The sequence below is a fragment of the Phytohabitans sp. LZ39 genome, from assembly GCF_059359075.1.
In genome coordinates this window covers 224,690-241,742 of record NZ_JCADBM010000006.1, presented here as the reverse complement: position 1 = coordinate 241,742, position 17,053 = coordinate 224,690, and the positions used below count along the sequence as shown (strand labels likewise).

Genomic DNA, 17,053 nt, shown 5'->3' with positions numbered 1-17,053 from the left:
CCGGGGAATTCGGCTCGCCCTGGCGAGCCGCCGGCCGGGAGCGGTGCCCGCGGGAGCATACGGTCCGCCACTGACGCGGACGTGGGAAAATCTGCCTCGAAGTGACGCCACGACGGGCGGCGACCTCGACTCGCAAAGCGCGTTAGGCGGATCGTCGCGGGGTTGCGGCGCGGTGGACGCGCGGACGACCAGCTCGACCGGTGGGTCGGTCGCCGGCGGTGGGTCGGCGTTGGGGTTTCTCGATGGCCTGGACGAGGAGCATCAGGCCCTCCCGCGCGACGGCGTCGAACGGTTGGCGGACGGTGGTCAGCGGCGGCGACACGTACGCGACGCCGCCGAACAGCAGTGGCAGCTCGTCCAGGTGTCGTGACGGCCTCCCCGCGCTCAGGGGCGCAGGGCGAGCTTGCCCACCGTGGTGCCCGCGGCCAGCGCGGTGAGGGCCCGCGGCCCGTCGGGCAGGGCGTAGACGGTGGGCTGGCCGGGCGGGTAGACGCCGGCGACGCGCAGCGCGGCCAGCTCGGCCACCAGCCGCGCGAAGAGTGCCGGCGCGTGCGTGGCGAGGCTGCCGATGTGAAGACCGGTCAGCTGGACGGGGTAGACGAAGTTGAGCTCGCGGTTGGTGACGGTCGCCTCGCCGCCGGCCATGCCGTACACGACGATCCGGCCGGTCACCCGCCGGGCGGCGGTCAGGCTCGACCGAAACACGGCGCCACCGACCGACTCCAGCACCAGGTCGGCTCCTCGGCCGCCGGTCAGGTCGAGCACCTCGGCGGCGAGGTCGGCCGTGCGGTGGTCGACAGTGTGGTCGGCGCCGAGCGCGCGTACCGCGTCGTGCTTGCCCGCCGAGGCGGTGCCGATGACCGTGGCGCCGTAGTGCTTGCCCAGGCGTACGGCCGCCTGCCCGACCCCGCCCGCCGCGGCGTGTACCAGCACGGTCTCGCCGGCGGTCAGGCGGCCGAGCGGGCGGAGCGCGGCCAGCGCGGTCGCCCAGTTGAGCACCATGCCGAGCGCCTGTTCGTCGGCCCAGCCGGGTGGCACCGGCGCCAGACCGGCGGCGGGCAGCACCATGTAGTCGGCGAACGCTCCGTATCCGGTGCCGATGACGTGGTCACCGACCGCGTGGCCGGTGACCGCCTGGCCCACGGCGACGATCTCGCCGGCGGCCTCGAAGCCGGCGATGTACGGCGGCCGTGGTCCGTCGTGGTAGGCGCCGCGGGCGCGCATGACGTCGGCGAAGTTGACGCCGGCGGCGCCGACCCGGATCAGCACGTCGTGCCGGCCCGGAGACGGGACGGGCGCGCCGGTCACCAGGCGCATGTCCGCGGGGCCGTTCCAGGTGGGCTGCTCCAGCGCCCGCATGCTGGTGGGGATCTCCATGCCCGGACGCTAGAACCCTCACGCCTACGGGAGGGTCAAGCCGCGGTGTCCGCCGTCTCAGCCGCCGACCGGGCCGCGCGCAGGTAGGCCTCGAGCGCGTCGCGGTTTCCCGTCAGCGCCTGGATGCGGCGGTCGAGCAGGTCTCGCTGCCGGGCCACTTCGCCGAGCATGTACGCGCACGGCACCTCGGGCATCAGCGCCGCGGGGCCGTCGAGGTAGGGCAGGATCTCGCGGATGATCCGGGTCGGCAAGCCGCTCTCGATCAGCCCACGGATCTGGTCGACGGCCTGGACCGCGCCCTCGTCGAAGGCACGGTAGCCGTTGGCGCTCCGGGCCGGTCGGATCAGCCCCTCGGCCTCGTAGTGCCGCAGCGCGCGGACGCTGACGCCGGTCCGGCGCGACAGCTCACCGATCTTCATGCCACCATCTCCGCCACACTCGCCCGTCCTCGACGCGGGCTCAACGGTAGCGCCGCGGCCAGGGCGGAGGTGGACGGCCTGTTTGAGGCGAACCGCCCCGGGCATCACTGGCGTCACCCGTTGCGAGCGGTGACCGGTGGTGTCCGATCTCCACGTCGATCGCATCGTGCGCTCGGCACCGTCGAACGGGCGAGGAAAGGCACCGCGATGAGCGACGAGTCAGGTGAACCAGCGGTACGCACGCGACGGGTACCGGACCGGCCGAGCAAGCTGACCGGCCGATCCTGGTGGGGCGTGCTGAGGCGGACCGTGCGGGAGTTCGGTGAGGACAAGCTGACCGACTGGGCGGCGGCGCTGACCTACTACGCCGTGCTGTCGATCTTTCCCGGGCTGCTCCTGCTCGTCTCGATCCTCGGCCTGGTCGGCACCCCTGCCCTCCAGCCACTGATCGACAACATGGGCACCATCGCTCCGGGACCGGTGGGCGACATCCTCGCCGACGGAGCGCAGAGCCTCACCGAGGCTCAGGGCGCCGCGGGACTGCTGGCCATCGTGGGTGCCGCCGGCGCCCTCTGGTCGGCATCCGGGTACATCGCGGCGTTCATGCGCGCCGCCAACGCGATCTACGACGTACCCGAGGGCCGACCGTTCTGGAAGACCGTGCCGATCCGGCTCGGCGTCACGGTCGTGGTCGGCGCTCTGCTGGCGGTCAGCGCCATCATGGTCGTCCTGACCGGCGACCTGGCGCAGCGTGTCGGCGACGCGTTCAACGTGGGGTCCGTGCTGGTCACCGCCTGGGGCATCGTCAAGTGGCCGATCCTGGTGGTGATCGTCAGCCAGATGTTCGCCCTGCTCTACTGGGCCTCACCCAACGCTCGGCAGGGCGGCTTCCGGTGGATCAGTCCGGGCGGTCTGCTGGCGGTGCTGCTGTGGCTGGTCGCCTCCGCCGGCTTCGCGCTCTACGTCGCCAACTTCGCCTCGTACAACAAGACCTACGGTGTGCTCGGCGGCGTCATCATCTTCTTCGTCTGGCTCTGGATATCCAACATCGCCGTCCTGCTGGGCGCGGAGTTCGACGCCGAGCTGCACCGTGCCCGCGCGATCGCCGCCGGCCACCCCGCCGACCGCGAGCCGTACGTGGAACTGCGCGACACCAGGCGCCTCAAGGACGAGGACGACCTGGCCTGACCCGGTCGAGCGGGGCGGGTTCAGCTAGCGGGGTCGGCGGGCGCGGGTGCCGCCGGGCCGCCGGTGCCACCGTCGTGCCGGGTCGAGTCGGAGATCCGCTGGGGCAGCGTGACGGTGTTGCCGTAGAAGTTGCGGATCTCGGCCACCACCCGTTCGAAGTCGATCAGATCGATGGGCTTGGTGACGTAGGCGTTGGCGTGCCCGATGTAGCTGTCGGCGACGTCGTCGGGGGTCGCCGAGGTGGTGAACACGACCACCGGGATCGCCTTCAGATCCGGGTCGGCCTTGATCCGCGTGAGAACCTGTCGGCCGTCGACACCGGGCATGTTGAGGTCGAGCAGGATCAGATCCGGACGCGGCGCCTCGGCGTAGCCGCCTTCCCGGCGCAGGAACTCCAACGCCTCGGCGCCGTTTACCGCGTGATGCAGGACGGTCTGGACCAGATGGTCGGCGAACGCGGTCTCCACCAGCGCGAAGTCACCCGCGTCGTCCTCGACGACGAGGACCTGCAACGGCGCCGGCTCGGCCTCGGACCGTCCCTTCACGACCGGCAGCCCCGCGCGGCGGGGAGTCGAGCTGGATGGTGGACGGCGGCAGCCTGATCAACCCGCATGGGCACACTCTACGACCCGCCGGGCCGCCTACCGGCACCCCGACCCGCCGGCCTGTCGTCCACCCGCGCGGCGACGGTAAACACGATTTGATGGCCCGAAGGCGGGCATTTACCCCGTATGGAGCTGCCGACCATTCACGACCTTGACGAGCTGGCCGATCTGGTCGAGCAGGTACGCGGTCGGGAGCACCTTTACGTCCGGTGGTCAGAGGGGCCGGACGCCGACCTGAGCGGCGATGGCGGCGGTGACCAGTCCAGCCGCGACTCGCTCACCGGCGTGACATTGCCGGGCCTCTCCGCCAACCCCCTCGATGTCGAGCAATGGTGGGAGGACCGCCCGATTCGGCTGTGGGTGGCCCGCCGCCTCTACGACTACCGCCACCTGCGTGACCTCCGCGGTCCCGGCGTACGCCCGTGGGTCCTGGCCGGAGATGAGCGTGGTCGGGGGCCGGACAACGAGCCGCTGGTGCGCTGCCGCCGCCCGATCGCGTGGGTGTCGGAGCGGGCGCTTCGCCAGTGCGAGGAGGCCGTGCAAGCGCAGCACTCTCCCGAGTGGGGCCCGCTGCACCGGGTCGACTGAGCGGGTCTGAACGTCGCATACCGGACGCGATGGGCCTCAGAAAAGGCTGAGCTTGAACACCTCGAAGGCAGCCGCGTACTTGACGCCGAGGCGGTTGCCGGTCTGCCGGGAGAAGCCTTCCAGGAACTCCTCGGGGTCGAAGCCGCCGGAGCCCAGGCCGCGCAGGTAGGCGTCATGCGCCTTGAGCGACTGGACGCCCAGGTCGAACGTGTCGGTGGTGTCGACCGCGTGCTTCGACAGCGGTGAGGCGGCGGCCCAGACCTGCCGGACGCCGCCCCACTTCTCCAGGCCCTCGTCGATCTGCTCGCGGAAGACCCACCGGTTGCCGGCGTCGCGGGCGGCGTCGAGCACGGCCCGGCCGGTGACGATGTGGTCGGACATGTTCAGCGCGTCGCCGGCCTCGTCCCAGCTGTCCCGGAAGTTGTTGGTGATCACGATGTCCGGTTTGTACGTGCGGATCACCCGGCACAGGTCGCGGCGCAACGCGACGCCGTACTCCAGGACGCCGTCGGGCAGCCCGAGGAAGTCCACCTGGGTCACGCCGACGATCTCGGCGGACGCGCGCTGCTCCGCCTCGCGTGCCGGGCCGGCCTCCGCCGGGTCCATGCCGTCGATGCCGGCCTCGCCGCTGGTGAGCAGCGCGTAGGCGATCTGCTTGCCCTGCCTCGTCCAGCGGGCGATGGCCGCCGCCGCGCCGAACTCCAGGTCGTCGGGGTGGGCCACGATGGCAAGCCCGCGCTGCCAATCCTCGTCCAGGGGCTCCAGCGGCTTGGGCACGATGGGCGCGTCACCAGTCATGCCGCCAATCCTGCCTTGACTCCGTCGCGAACCGACAACCACCCCACGCGCGAAGGCGACGCCGTCCTACGGCTTGGCCGCATGGGGGCCGAGGATCTCACCCGAGCCGCGCGGGACGAGCCGGGTCGGTACGAAGTGGACGGTCGGCTCCCAGCGCTCGCCGTCGAGGCGGCGGAAGATGAGTGACGCGGCGAGCCGTCCCATCGCCGCGGGATCTTGCGCGACCACGGTGACCGGCGGCTGGAGCAGGTCTGCGAGGGGGAAGTCGTCGTAGCCGACGAGCGCCACCCGGTGGTGCAGGTCGAGCTGGCGCAGCGCGCGCACCGCGCCGATGGTGACGAGGTTTTGCGCGGTGAAGAGCGCGGTCGGCGGGGACTCGCCGGTGAGCAGGTCGTGCGTGGCCCGCTGGGCGGCCTCCTCGGTGTGCAGGTCGAGCACGATGTGCTCCGGTGCGGGCCGGATGCCGTGGTCGCTGAGGGATTCTTTGTAGCCCAGCAGGCGTTGCCGCGCGGTGGCGATCGACGTCAGGTCGCCGAGGAATCCGATGTCGCGGTGGCCGTGGGCGACCAGGTGGCGGACCGCCTCGGCGGCGCCCGCGTGGTTGTCGACCAGGACCGCGTCGACGTCGATGCCGACCGGCGGGCGGTCGACGAAGACGATCGGGGTGCCGGCGTTGACCTCGCTGGCGAGGTAGCGCTGGCTGTCGCTGGCGGGCACGACGACCAGGGCGTCGGCCTGCCGCGTGGTGAACGCGTGGATCAGCGACCGCTCCCGCTGGGGATCCTCGTCGACGCTGCCCGCGAAGATCATGACGTCGCGGCCGTGTGCCACGTCTTCGAGCGCGCGGTGCAGAGCCGACGAGAACGGGTTGGAGACGTCCTCCAGCACGGCGGCGATCGCGGCGGTGCGGCCGTTGGCGCGGCGCAGGCTGCTCGCCGTGAAGTTGGGCCGATAGTCGAGCTTGGCCACCGCCTGCTGGACGGCCGCGACCTTCGCGGCGGTCACGCCGCCCTCGCCGTTGACGACCCGGGACGCGGTCTTGGTGCTGACACCGGCCAGCAGCGCCACGTCACGCAGCGTCGGGCGGCCCTTGGGCACGGACATCTCGGAGGGGGCGGGCGAGGGCTCCGCGGGTGTCTCCTGCGTCATTTCCGTCCCCCTTCACCGGACAGTTTCGCATCCCATGCGGGCGAGGCGTCGCCCCGCCGAAGCGTGAACCCATTCGACAACGATGTCAAGTAACCTATTGACACACAGCACAGCGCGAGGGTTAACCTCCTCGACATCGTTGTCGAGCTGGTTTGGCTGGGTTCGGCGACGGCTCACCCCCGAATGAAGGAGCGGACATGAGAAAGCGCACCGGCCGTCGGGCCGCGCGTCTGTTCGCCGCCGTAGCCGCCCTGAGCCTGCTGGCCACCGCATGCGGCGGCGACGACGCGGGCGACGACGGTGTGGCGGTCTCGCTGATCACCAAAAACTCCACGAACCCGTTCTTCGTCACCATGCAGGACGGCGCCAAGAAGGCCGCCGAGGCCGATGGCGTCAAGCTCACCGTCGCCGCCGGCAAGGAGGACGGTGACGAGGCCGGCCAGGTGCAGGCGATCGAGGACGCGATCGCCCGCGGCGACGAGGGCATCCTGATCACGCCGAACGGCCCCGGCGTCAATCCCGCGATCAAGAAGGCGCGGGAGGCCGGGCTGTACGTCATCGCTCTGGACACGCCGCCCGACCCGGCGGACACAGTGGACATCACGTTCGCTACCGACAACTTCAAGGCCGGTGAGCTGATCGGCAAGTGGACGGCGGCCCAGCTCGCCGGCAAGCCCGCGACGATCGCACTGCTCGACCTGTTCAACGACAAGATCGTCTCGGTCGACTACAACCGCGACCAGGGCTTCCTCACCGGCATGGGCATCGACACCGGCGACAAGGCCAAGAACGGCGACGAGGCGCCGACCGGCAGCTACTCCGGCGGGACCTACACGATCGTCTGCAACGAGCCGACCGAGGGCGCCGAGGACGGCGGGCGCACCGCCATGGAGCGCTGCCTGGCCAAGAACCCGAACATCAACGTCGTCTACACCATCAACGAGCCGGCCGCGGTCGGCGCGCAGAAGGCCATGCAGGCCGCCGGTACCAAGGACGTGCTCGTCGTCTCCGTGGACGGCGGTTGCCAGGGCGTGCAGCAGGTCAAGAGCGGCCTGATCAACGCCACGTCACAGCAGTACCCGGTGAAGATGGCCGAGCTCGGCGTCAAGGCGATCAAGCAGATCGCGACCGGCGGAGCCAAGCCCGCCGTCACCAGCGGGCTCGACTTCTACGACACGGGTGTCGCGCTGGTGACCGACAAGCCGGCCACCGGCGTCGAGAGCATCGACAGCACCGAGGGCGCGAAGATCTGCTGGGGCACGGCCTGACGTTGCTCATCCGGCCGCGGCGCCGTCCGGGCGTCGCGGCCGGCCGCCCCGGGCGGCCACCGAGCGACGCGAGCGAGACCCAGCAGAGCCCCCGAAGGGAGTTGGCGTGTCCACCACAACCACACCGGCCAGCACCGCCAGCGAGCAGTTCGCACTGCGCCGGCGAGCACCGGCGCAACGGATCCAGCACCTGCTGCACTCGCATCCGGCGATCAGCCCGTTCCTGGTGCTGGTCATCTCGTTCATCGTCTTCTCGGCGATCAACCCTCGGTTCTCCTCGGCCAACTCGCTGTCGCTCGTCCTACAGCAGGTGGCGGTGATCGGGGCGCTGGCCGTCGGGCAGACGCTGATCATCCTGACCGCCGGGATCGACCTGTCCGTCGGCGCGATCACGATCCTGTCCATGATGGTCACGGCGAAGCTCGCCGAGGGCGCCGGCCTGCCCGGCGTGCTGGCCATCGGCGTCGGCGTCCTGCTCGGCGTCGCGGCCGGCCTGGTGAACGGCGCCCTGGTCACCCGGATCAAACTGCCGCCGTTCATCGTCACCCTCGGCACGCTGAGCGTCTTCACCGCCATCGGCCTGCTCTACTCGCGCGGCCAGAGCGTGCAGGCGGTCGACATGCCGGACCTGCTGAGCTGGACCGGTGAGTCCTTCCGGATCGGCGACTTCCGGATCACCACCGGCGTCGTACTGGTCGCCGTGCTCTACGTGGTGGTCGGGTTCGCGCTGGCCAACACGGCGTGGGGCAGGCACGTGTACGCGGTCGGCGACGACAAGGAAGCGGCGCGGCTGGCCGGCATCCGGGTCGATCGCGTGCTGCTCAGCGTGTACACGGTCGCCGGAGCCATCTACGGACTGACCGCGTGGATCCTGATCGGCCGGGCCGGCGCCGCCAGCCCGAACGCCATCACCGACGCCAACCTGGAGAGCATCACGGCCGTCGTCATCGGCGGCACCAGCCTCTTCGGCGGCCGGGGCGCCGTGCTGGGCACGCTGCTCGGCGCGCTGATCGTCGGCTTCTTCCGCAGCGGACTGTCGCTGGCCGGCGTGGACGACCAGTACCGCGTGCTCGCGGTCGGACTGCTGGTCATCCTCGCGGTGGCCGTCGACCAGTGGATCAGGAAGGTGAAAGCATGACCGCCTCCCCCGTACTGTCGGCACGCGGCATGGTCAAGACCTTCGGCCACGTCGTCGGGCTCGACGGCGTCGACCTCGACCTGTACCCCGGCGAGGTCCTCGGCATCATCGGCGACAACGGCGCCGGCAAGTCGACGCTCGTCAAGTGCCTCACCGGCGCCCTCGTCCCGGACACCGGCCAGATATTCATCGACGGGCAGCCGGTGCACTTCAAACGGCCGCAGGACGCCCGGGACGCCGGCATCGAGACCGTGTACCAGACCCTCGCCGTCGCGCCGGCACTCGACATCGCCAGCAACCTGTACCTCGGCCGGGAACGCCGCCGGCCCGGGTTCCTCGGCAGCGTGCTGCGGATGACCGACAAGAAGGGCATGCGCCGCGATGCCGCCAAGGCCATGGCCGACCTTGGCATCGGCACGCTGCAAAACATGGCCCAGCCCGTGGAGACCCTCTCCGGCGGGCAGCGCCAGGCGGTGTCGGTGGCGCGCGCGGCGGCGTTCGGCAGCAAGATGATCGTGCTCGACGAGCCCACCGCGGCGCTCGGCGTCAAAGAGTCCAACCAGGTCCTCAAGATGATCCGTGAGGTCCGGTCCCGAGGGCTGCCGGTCATCCTGATCAGCCACAACATGCCGCACGTCTTCGAGGTCGCCGACCGCATCCACATCCAGCGCCTGGGCCGCTGCGCCGCCGTCGTCACGCCGGCCTCCCACACGATGTCGGAGGCCGTCGCCATCATGACAGGCGCGACGACCCTCGCCGAGACGCCCGGCCGCTCCTGACCGCGTCGTCAGGCGCGGCGGTGACTCACGGCATGGGGTCGTCGTCCCGGATGTATATGCCGCCGTCGTAGTCACCGATCACCGTGCCGCGAAGCGCCTTCGCCGCCACGATGATCTGCTGGTCTCCGTCGAAGGTGGTGTTGCCGGTGACCTGGATCGGCACGTCGATCCGGGTGACGCCGGGCCGTACCGTGACCAGCCGCTCGGTCACCTCGCCCTTGCCGGACGAGTCGACGATCAGCAGGCGGACCTCGCCGTGGCCGCTGCCGGAGACGGTGAGCGGCACCTGATAGGTGACCGTGCCCGAGTCGCCTTCGTCCACAGCGAACTGTCCAATGTCGATCCGGGGCAGGCGCACCGGCCGCGGATCGGGTGTGCCCGCTCGCCAGCCCCACGCGTCCACCAGCCACGCCTGTGCGGACGGGGCCGCCGGCGCCAGCTCCAGGGCGGCGATCTGGCCGAGGTCGACCGTGGTGCCTCGCGGGATCGGCACCCGCACCTCCCGCGCCCAGTGGGCCGTCGTGCGCTGCGTGGCCGGTAGCCCGTCGACCCGCACCTGGCCGAGCACGGCGCGGCGGCCGGCGGTGTCGGTGACGGCCACGTCGAACCGGGCGCCGGCGGTGTTGGGCGGCAGGATCAGCCGCAGGGCGACCGCGCTCGCGCCGACCAGCGAGGCCGGGGCGGCGGGTCGGATCGTAGCCGGCCCCGTCCCGGTCAGCGCGACCGAGTACCGGCCGGGCTCGGACGAGAACCAGCCGAACGGCACGAAGTGCGGCGACTGGCCCTGCGACCGCCCCGGGTCGAGGCACGCGGCCGCGCGGTCGGTGTCGACCTGCGTGCAGAGCCGGGCCGCGCCGCTCGTCCGAGTGGACGCGTCCGGCGTGACCAGCGGGCTACGGACGCCGCCGACCGCGTGGGTGTACACGCGAGCCGATCCGGCCGAGGCGGCGCGGACGGGCGTGCCGTCCAGCAGCGGCCGCACCCGGTCGTCGCGGTGGACGAACAGGCGCGCCGCGGCGGCGACGTACGTCGCGCCGACGGTCTGCTGCTGCCGCGCGGTGAGCCGGATCCCCTTGCCCGGCGAGCAGACCTGGTCGTCGTCCGCTTCCCAGAAGTCGTCCCATGCGGGCGCCACGGCCTGCCCCGGCGTCCACTCCGTGTTGTAGAAGTTGTGGTTGGCGCCGACCATGTATACCGCGCTGTGCAGGCCGGTGCCGCCGCTCACCCCGCGCGTGCCGTCCACATAGATCTGTCCTTGCAGGTCGGAGACGTCACCGTCACACCCGGGCAGAAACGTCACCGACGGCACGTCCGGCGCCGGGTTGTGCCCGAAGACAGTCGGTCCGATGAGGACGGTGCCGCGGATGGTCCAGCGCACCGCCCCCGGGTAGCCCGCGGTCGAGCGCGGGCTGAGGCTGTCGATGACGGCGCGGTTGACTCCCTCACCGCCGCGGGAGTGGCCGACCAGGAGCACCCGCGACATGTCGACCGGCGGCGACTGCCGCACGACGGCCGGGGCGCCGGACCGGGCGGCACCCGCCCAGCTCGCCCAGCGGCCCAGGTGGTGGCGTACCAGCGAGGACCGGGCGTGCGCGCCGCCGTCGTCGATCGCCCAGTCCTGGCCGTTGATCCCGTTCGCGCTGATGGAGACCGTCACGTATCCCTGCGAGGCGAGCAGCTGCTGTGCCTGGAGGTAGCCGCGGTAGCTGGGGATGGGGCGCCAGCCCCGGGGGCACGGCCAGTCACCGGAGGATTCCTTGCCGAGATAGCAGGTGCTGTGCCGGCCGTGCAGAAACAGCACGAGCGGCCGGGCACCCGGCGCACCGCGCGGCGCGACCACGACGCCGGTCATCTCCGCCGCCGCCGGGAAGCCCGGCAGCTTGACGCCCGCCAGGTTGTACTCGCCGGTGACCGTCTGGTACGCCCCGGGCTTACCCGGATCCGGATAGACGGGGAGCGGCGCCGGCAGCGTCACCGCGGCCGCCGCGCCCGCTTGGCTCTTGGGGGCGGCGGCGTCGAGCCGGCGCCCGCCGGCGTGTGCCTCCAGCCGGGTCAGGTCGGCGGGGCTGGCATCCAGGTCGAGCCGGAACGTGCGCCCGTCGCGCTCCGCCATCGGCCGTCCGAGCGGCCGGTCGCCGACCCGGAACTCGACCGCCGCGTCGCCCATCGGCACTGGCCGCGGCGACCGCCACACCAGCCGTACACCGTCTCCGATGTGGACGATCGTCCATCCCGGTGGGACCGCGCCGCCGGAGTCCGGCGGTGGCGCCTGCCCGAGCGCCACACCCGCCGCTCCGAGGAGCAGACACACCACCGTTGTCACCGATACCAGGATTCTTCGGGCACGCACCATCGTTCCTCCCCCGTGAACGGTGTCCCTTCCTCCCTAGACGCTCGGCGGCGCGGCCGGGTTGCGTCTATCCGCGATCAGTTGAGCGAGTCGGACCCGGGCCGTGGCTTTCGGGCGGTCAGCCGCCCTGTGTGAAGGGACATGGGGTCGCGGTGGGCAGGGGTCCGAGGGGACCGCCGCCGCTGCCGCCGGGGGTGCAGGAGTTGGGCGGTGGGGTCCAGCCGGGAGGCATCGGCGTCCATTCGACCTCGCCCTGCGCGTTCGTTTCCATCTTGAGCCACTTGCCGGACGGGTCCTGCATGTAGTAGCTGAAGGCGGGGCCGTTGTCCGGCGGCGGGTTGCCGGCGTTGGCCTGGGCCAGTCCGAAGTAGGCGCCGAACATGTAGTCGGTGATGTACCCGCCCGGCGTCCCGGTCGCGCCGCCGGTGGGCGGTACGGTGCCCGGGTAGGTGAGCGTGCCGTTCGCGTCGGCGACCGCGGTGTTGCAGGTCTGCGCGCCCTGCGCGATGGTGCACAGCTCGTCGGTGTGGCTGTCGAGCCAACTGTCCAGGTCGGTCTTGACCAGCGTGTCGTTGGGGCCGTACCGGTGCGGATCGGTGATCACGCCGGTGAAGTTGGGCCCTTCCGGAAACATCGCGGGAAATTGCTGGGCGGTCCAGGTGGCCAGCGCCTTGCCGACCGCGACCGTGCCGAACTGGTTGTAGTGGAAGCTCTCCTGGGTGGCGTGCAGCTTGTGCCGCTTCCACAGTTCGTCGAGGTTGATGTGCAGTCCGTTGAAGTAGGAGCTTGGCTGGCCGAGCTCGTGGCCGGCGATGAGGCCGCCGGCGTTGGGGTCGAAGATGCGCGGCTGCGGCGCGGACGGGTACCTCTGCTGGAACGAGGCGACCGCCTGCCGGATGGCGTTGTTGAGCGCGGCGCCGAAGGGGTACATCTTGTCCAGCGCGCTGCCGAAGATGAACGGGATGTCCGGGTTGCCGCTTGGTTTGAGCCCCAGCGGATAGAGCATCACCACGATCTGGGCGTTCGGTGCCCGCTGCCAGGTGCGGGTGAGCGCGTTCTCGATGTTGAGCTTGACCTGCGGCATCAGGGCGAGCAGCTGCTGCGCCTTGCGGGCCACGGCCGCGGTCTGCACAAGGCGGTCGATGTTGGGGACGGGGATCGGGTGCAGCCGCTGTTCCAGCTTCGCCGCGATGAGCCAGCCGATGGCCGCCTCGAAGAGCTCGGCGTAACGGGCGTCGTTGCCGCCGAAGCCGAAGAAGACGAGGTTGCTGAGCGGGTCGATGCCGTCCAGCTGCGGCCCGGAGCGCGGCAGGTTGGTGTCCGGGTCGATCTGGCTGGTGGTGAGGTGGGCGGTGGTGGCGCCGGAGGACGCCACGAAGCTCAGGCGGTCGCCGCCCCAGGCGCTCTCGACCCGGTTCGAGGCGACCGTGTACGGCGCGCGGGGCCAGCGCTTCGCGGACAGGTAGAGCCAGGCCAGGTGCGCCTGCGAGTACCCGGACTGATGCCGCCAGTCCTGCTCCCCGTTGGGCTTCGTGGGGTAGACGTTGCCGCCCGTTCCCTCGCCGGATATGTAGCTGTCGCCGGCGATCGCCGAGGTGAGCGGCGGCGGGTTGAAGTGCAGGGTGGTGGAGATGACCGGCGGCCGGCTGAGTGAGGGAGACGGGACGGGCGGCCGGACCAGGTCGGCCCCGGCCTGGCCGGCGAACGCGAGCACGCCGGCGGCCGTGACGACCATGGCGGCCAGCGCCGCGACGAACGCGCGTCGTGGCCGGCGCTCCGGGCCTTTTGGCGGGTACGGGACGGCGTCCGGTCGATGCGGTCGGATGCTGGGCTGCTCCACGTCTGCCTCCCCAAAGTTGCCGTGAGTATGGCGTGAAGATCAGCCGGTGAGCATCGGGTAACTCCCCAATGGACACCCCAAGCCGGCCGAACGGCGGTCGTTGCCGCGCGCGGTGGTCAATACCGTGCGGTCTATGGACGTGGACGCCGATCCGGTGCCGCCGCGGGAGTTCGAGGCCCTGCCGGAGACGGTTCGCCGCTTGGCCGACGCGGCGTCGGTCGCCGGCGACCACGCCCCACTCGGGCTCGTCGCGTACATCGCCCAGGTCACCACCGCGGCCGCGGCCGCGGGGCTGGACGTGCTGTGCCGCGCCGGTATCGGCTCGATCGTGGGCACCGACTTCGTCTTCCCGAGCCCGTCGTCGCGCGCCGCCGTCTACGCGGCCACCGGGCCGGGCTGGCGGATCACGGCGCACGCCAGGGCGGCGGACTACCTGCGGCAGCGCGGCGGACCGGTCGCGTCGCTGGCCCACCACACCGAGCGGTCCGCGCAGTACGGTGACGAGCGTGCCGCCCGGACGCTCGGCGGCGCCGGCACGGACATGCTGGAGACCTCGCCGGAAGCGGCGGCCCGGCTGCTGCGGGCGGCCCTCCGGGTGTTGCCGGAGCGGACGGACCTCGCGGCCTACCGGTCCACGCTGCGGGTCGCGCTGGCCCGCGCGACCGGCGTCATGGGCGAGCTGACCGAGAGCCGGCGGCTGCTGCACGAGACGATGCGGGCGCCCGACCAGACACGGGCGTCGGCGGTGGCGTTCTCCTCGGTGGTGTCCCGGCTGCTCGGCCACCTCGACGAGGCGGACGCGCAGCTCACCACCGAGATGCGTGACGGGGCCGGCCAGGGTCGCGTGCGCGCCCAGCTGCTGACCGAGGTCGCCGCCGTCGCGGTACTCCAGGGCCGCCCGGACCAGGCACGCCAGCCGGCGCTGCGGGCGATCGCGCTGGTGGCGGGCACAGCGGATCCCGCGCTGGAGTCCGCCGGCCACGCGGTGCTGGCATTGGCGCATCTGCTGCGCGACGAGGTCCAGGAGGCCCGTACCCACATGGAGCGGGCAGGTTGGCTGATGGACAGCGCGCCGGACACGGTCCTGCTCGAACACGTCGAGCTGGTCGGGCCGCTGTCCTGGGTGGAGACCGACCTCGGGCACCGGCGCCGCACGTCCCGCCATCTGGCCCGCGGCATCGAGGTGGCCAGCCGGGCCGGGCGCACCCACGCCCTGCCGTACCTGTTCATCGCGCGGGCGCACCTGGCGACCCGGTCGGGCCGGCTCGCCGACGCGGTCGACAGCGCCGCGCGGGCGGCCGAGGTGTCACGGCGGATCGGCAGCGCCGAGACGCTGGCCATGGCCCGGGCGGTGCTGCTGCTGCCGACCCTCTGGCGGCACGGTGTCGCCGCGGCGCGCGGCCTGGCGGCCGAGGTGTCCGCCCACCGCCCGGACTCGCCGTGGTGGGCCGGCCTGACCCGGCTGTACCTGGCCCGGCTGCACCTGTCCACCGGCGACCTCGACGCCTGCCGGGACGAGCTGTCCACAACGGACACCGACGGATACGGGCTGGCGCTGGCCGCCACCGCGAGCGGCGACCGGGACGCCGCGGAGCGGGCGCTGGCCAAGGCTCGGGCGACAGGGCTGGCCCACCTGCTCGGCACCGCGCACGAGGCATACGCCCGGGTCCTGCTTCGCCACGACGACCCCGCGGGCGCGGAAACCTCGGCGCGGTCCGCGATCGACCACTTCGCCGCCGCTGGCACGCCGCTCGACCGCGGCCTCGCCCGCCAGCTCCTCGCCGAGATCCACGCCGCCACGGGCGAGGTCGACGCCATGCGCGCCGAGCTCGGGCAGGCCAAGGCGGCCTTCCACGCGGCGGGTGCCGACTGGCTCGCCGGCCGGCTGGCCCGGCTCGAAGTACGGCTGGCGGCCCGACTCCCCCGGACCCGCACCGGCCCGCTCACCGCCCGGGAGCGGCAGGTCGCCGAGCTGGTCGGCCAAGGCCTGACCAACCGCGAGGTCGCCCAACGCCTGCACGTCAGCCGTAAGACCGTCGAGGCGCACCTCACGCGGGTCTTCAGCAAGCTCGACGTACACACCCGCGCCGCGCTCGCCCGCCGCCTCGCCGCCTCGCCGTAGCGATGTTCAGATCGTTTCGAGCACCTCGGTGAGCGCCGCCAAGGCGTGGCGCAGGGCGGCGCCGGTCGGGTGGCCGTACGCGATCACCAGCGCGTGCGGGGCCGGCGACCCGCCCCAGTAGTACCGGGCCAGCGTCCGCACCCGTACCGCCTTGGCGGCGAGCATCTCGGCGACCTCGTCCGCGTCCGCGCCGGGAGGCAGGTACAGCGGTGTGGCGCCCGTCGTCTCCGGCGGACCGAGCCGGATCCGGTCGCCGAAGGGTGCGAGCGTCGACTCCAGAAACTGGCGCTTGTACGCGTACAGACGGGCGACCCCGCGGCTGTGTGCCTGGATCGTGCCGTCCCGCAGCAGCTTGGCCGCGGCCAGCTGGAGTACGTACGGCGGCGTCTCGCCGCTGTCGCGCAGCAGCCGGGTGACCGGTGCCGCCAGCGCGGCGGGGACGACCGCGTAGCCGAGCTGGAGGGCTGGCGTAAGGTGTTCGCCGATCGTCCCGGCCAGTACCGTGCGGTCGACGCCGGCGGCGGCCAGGAGGCCGGGCAACGAGGTCGGGCCCGAGGACGGCGTCCCGGCCGGCGTGAGCACGACGGTATGGCCGCCGGTGCGTTCCGCCCACGCCACCAGGGCTCGCCTGCGCTCCAGCGGCATCGGCTGGCCCAGCGGCAGCTGGCCGTCCGGCGCGACGACGAGTACCCGGCAGTCCGGCGGTACGCCGTCCAGCGTGGCGCCCTGCCCGTCGACCGGCAGTGGGATGGGCGTGCCGGCCACGGCGTGGATGGCGGGTGGGGCCGGGAGCTCCAGGCCGACCGGGCCGCGGCCGAGCGCGGCGAGGGCGAGCCGCAGGGCGTGGGCGGCGCTGTTGGTGATCACGACGAGGTGGCGGTCCAGCGACACGCCCGTGGGCCACAGCACCTGCCGGACCAGGGCGTTGCGCAGCTCCGGCAGCCCGAGCACGGGTACCCGGGCCGGTGGCGGGGCGGACGCCGCACGGCGCCACGCGGTGGTCCAGGCGGCGGTGGGAAACAGCTCGCCGGCGAGGCGGCCGGGTGTGAGATCCACGGTGGGCGGCGGGCCGAGGGCCGTGCGGCGCGGCGTCCCGCGGGTGCGCGCGGCCACGTAGGTGCCGGATCCGCGGCGCGCTTCCAGGTAGCCGCGGGTCAGCAGCTCGGTGTACGCGGCCGAGGCGACACCGCGGGAGATGCCCAGCTCGGTGGCGAGCGTACGGGTGGACGGCATGCGCATCCCGCCGGGCAGCCGGCCCTGGTCGACGGCGACGATCATCTGATCGGTGATCTGCGCGTGCAACGAGCGCCGCGGTTCGCCCTCCGGGTCCAGCTGGATCGGTATGGTTAGCGGTTCCCTGGATCGCATGGTCTTAGATATAGAGCGACGTGGCTGTGGGGCGGTTGCGTGTCGGTTGTCGATGATCCCCTGG

At 72.2% G+C, this 17,053-nt stretch carries 15 protein-coding genes; 7 read left to right on the top strand and 8 right to left on the bottom strand.

What is annotated here, in order from left to right:
- Window positions 1–172: 172 nt before the first annotated feature.
- Window positions 173–370, top strand: coding sequence for a hypothetical protein (locus AC5L36_RS14725; protein ID WP_441219011.1), 198 nt, complete (start codon window positions 173–175; stop codon window positions 368–370).
- A 14-nt stretch (window positions 371–384) separates the two neighbouring features.
- Here the strand turns inward: AC5L36_RS14725 and AC5L36_RS14720 are convergent, their stop codons facing one another.
- Both AC5L36_RS14720 and AC5L36_RS14715 read right to left on the bottom strand, forming a co-directional pair.
- On the bottom strand, window positions 385–1,377 hold the full coding sequence (locus AC5L36_RS14720; RefSeq protein WP_441219009.1) for an NADPH:quinone oxidoreductase family protein: 993 nt from the start codon (window positions 1,375–1,377) through the stop codon (window positions 385–387).
- 35 nt (window positions 1,378–1,412) lie between these two features.
- Window positions 1,413–1,796, bottom strand: coding sequence for a MerR family transcriptional regulator (locus AC5L36_RS14715; protein ID WP_441219007.1), 384 nt, complete (start codon window positions 1,794–1,796; stop codon window positions 1,413–1,415).
- 294 nt (window positions 1,797–2,090) lie between these two features.
- On the opposite strand from AC5L36_RS14715, the gene AC5L36_RS14710 reads away from it, so the two are divergent.
- Window positions 2,091–2,984, top strand: coding sequence for a YihY/virulence factor BrkB family protein (locus AC5L36_RS14710; protein WP_441219005.1), 894 nt, complete (start codon window positions 2,091–2,093; stop codon window positions 2,982–2,984).
- 20 nt (window positions 2,985–3,004) lie between these two features.
- On the opposite strand, the gene AC5L36_RS14705 is transcribed toward AC5L36_RS14710, so the two are convergent.
- Window positions 3,005–3,529: a response regulator gene (locus AC5L36_RS14705; protein ID WP_441219003.1), complete on the bottom strand. Its 525-nt coding sequence runs from the start codon at window positions 3,527–3,529 to the stop codon at window positions 3,005–3,007.
- 186 nt (window positions 3,530–3,715) lie between these two features.
- Here AC5L36_RS14705 and AC5L36_RS14700 point away from each other — a divergent pair, with 186 nt between their 5' ends.
- A complete protein-coding gene (locus AC5L36_RS14700; RefSeq protein ID WP_441219002.1) occupies window positions 3,716–4,177 on the top strand; it encodes a DUF6098 family protein in 462 nt (153 codons plus the stop codon).
- Window positions 4,178–4,213: 36 nt separating this feature from the next.
- Here the strand turns inward: AC5L36_RS14700 and AC5L36_RS14695 are convergent, their stop codons facing one another.
- Complete coding sequence (locus AC5L36_RS14695; protein WP_441219000.1) at window positions 4,214–4,975, bottom strand: PIG-L deacetylase family protein; 762 nt, start codon at window positions 4,973–4,975, stop codon at window positions 4,214–4,216.
- 66 nt (window positions 4,976–5,041) lie between these two features.
- A complete protein-coding gene (locus AC5L36_RS14690; RefSeq protein ID WP_441218998.1) occupies window positions 5,042–6,124 on the bottom strand; it encodes a LacI family DNA-binding transcriptional regulator in 1,083 nt (360 codons plus the stop codon).
- A 197-nt stretch (window positions 6,125–6,321) separates the two neighbouring features.
- On the opposite strand from AC5L36_RS14690, the gene AC5L36_RS14685 reads away from it, so the two are divergent.
- The 3 genes from AC5L36_RS14685 to AC5L36_RS14675 all read left to right on the top strand — a co-directional run bounded on the left by AC5L36_RS14685 (window position 6,322) and on the right by AC5L36_RS14675 (window position 9,309).
- Complete coding sequence (locus AC5L36_RS14685; RefSeq protein WP_441218996.1) at window positions 6,322–7,392, top strand: substrate-binding domain-containing protein; 1,071 nt, start codon at window positions 6,322–6,324, stop codon at window positions 7,390–7,392.
- A 106-nt stretch (window positions 7,393–7,498) separates the two neighbouring features.
- Window positions 7,499–8,530 (top strand): ABC transporter permease, encoded by a 1,032-nt coding sequence (locus AC5L36_RS14680; RefSeq protein WP_441218994.1) that lies wholly within the window; start codon window positions 7,499–7,501, stop codon window positions 8,528–8,530.
- Window positions 8,527–9,309 carry an ATP-binding cassette domain-containing protein gene (locus AC5L36_RS14675; protein WP_441218992.1) on the top strand — a complete coding sequence of 261 codons (783 nt, stop codon included), beginning with the start codon at window positions 8,527–8,529 and terminating at the stop codon, window positions 9,307–9,309. The genes AC5L36_RS14680 and AC5L36_RS14675 overlap by 4 nt, the downstream gene beginning before the upstream one ends.
- A 25-nt stretch (window positions 9,310–9,334) precedes the next feature.
- Here the strand turns inward: AC5L36_RS14675 and AC5L36_RS14670 are convergent, their stop codons facing one another.
- Entirely contained in the window at window positions 9,335–11,632 is a 2,298-nt protein-coding gene (locus tag AC5L36_RS14670) for a hypothetical protein (RefSeq protein WP_441218990.1), read from the bottom strand.
- Between the two features lie 145 nt (window positions 11,633–11,777).
- Window positions 11,778–13,499: an SGNH/GDSL hydrolase family protein gene (locus tag AC5L36_RS14665; protein WP_441218989.1), complete on the bottom strand. Its 1,722-nt coding sequence runs from the start codon at window positions 13,497–13,499 to the stop codon at window positions 11,778–11,780.
- 133 nt (window positions 13,500–13,632) lie between these two features.
- On the opposite strand from AC5L36_RS14665, the gene AC5L36_RS14660 reads away from it, so the two are divergent.
- Window positions 13,633–15,621, top strand: coding sequence for a helix-turn-helix transcriptional regulator (locus AC5L36_RS14660; RefSeq protein WP_441218987.1), 1,989 nt, complete (start codon window positions 13,633–13,635; stop codon window positions 15,619–15,621).
- A gap of 6 nt (window positions 15,622–15,627) precedes the next feature.
- Here AC5L36_RS14660 and AC5L36_RS14655 read toward each other — a convergent pair whose 3' ends face one another.
- Window positions 15,628–16,989, bottom strand: a complete 1,362-nt coding sequence (locus AC5L36_RS14655) for an aminotransferase-like domain-containing protein (protein ID WP_441218985.1) — start codon at window positions 16,987–16,989, stop codon at window positions 15,628–15,630.
- Window positions 16,990–17,053 lie beyond the last annotated feature (64 nt).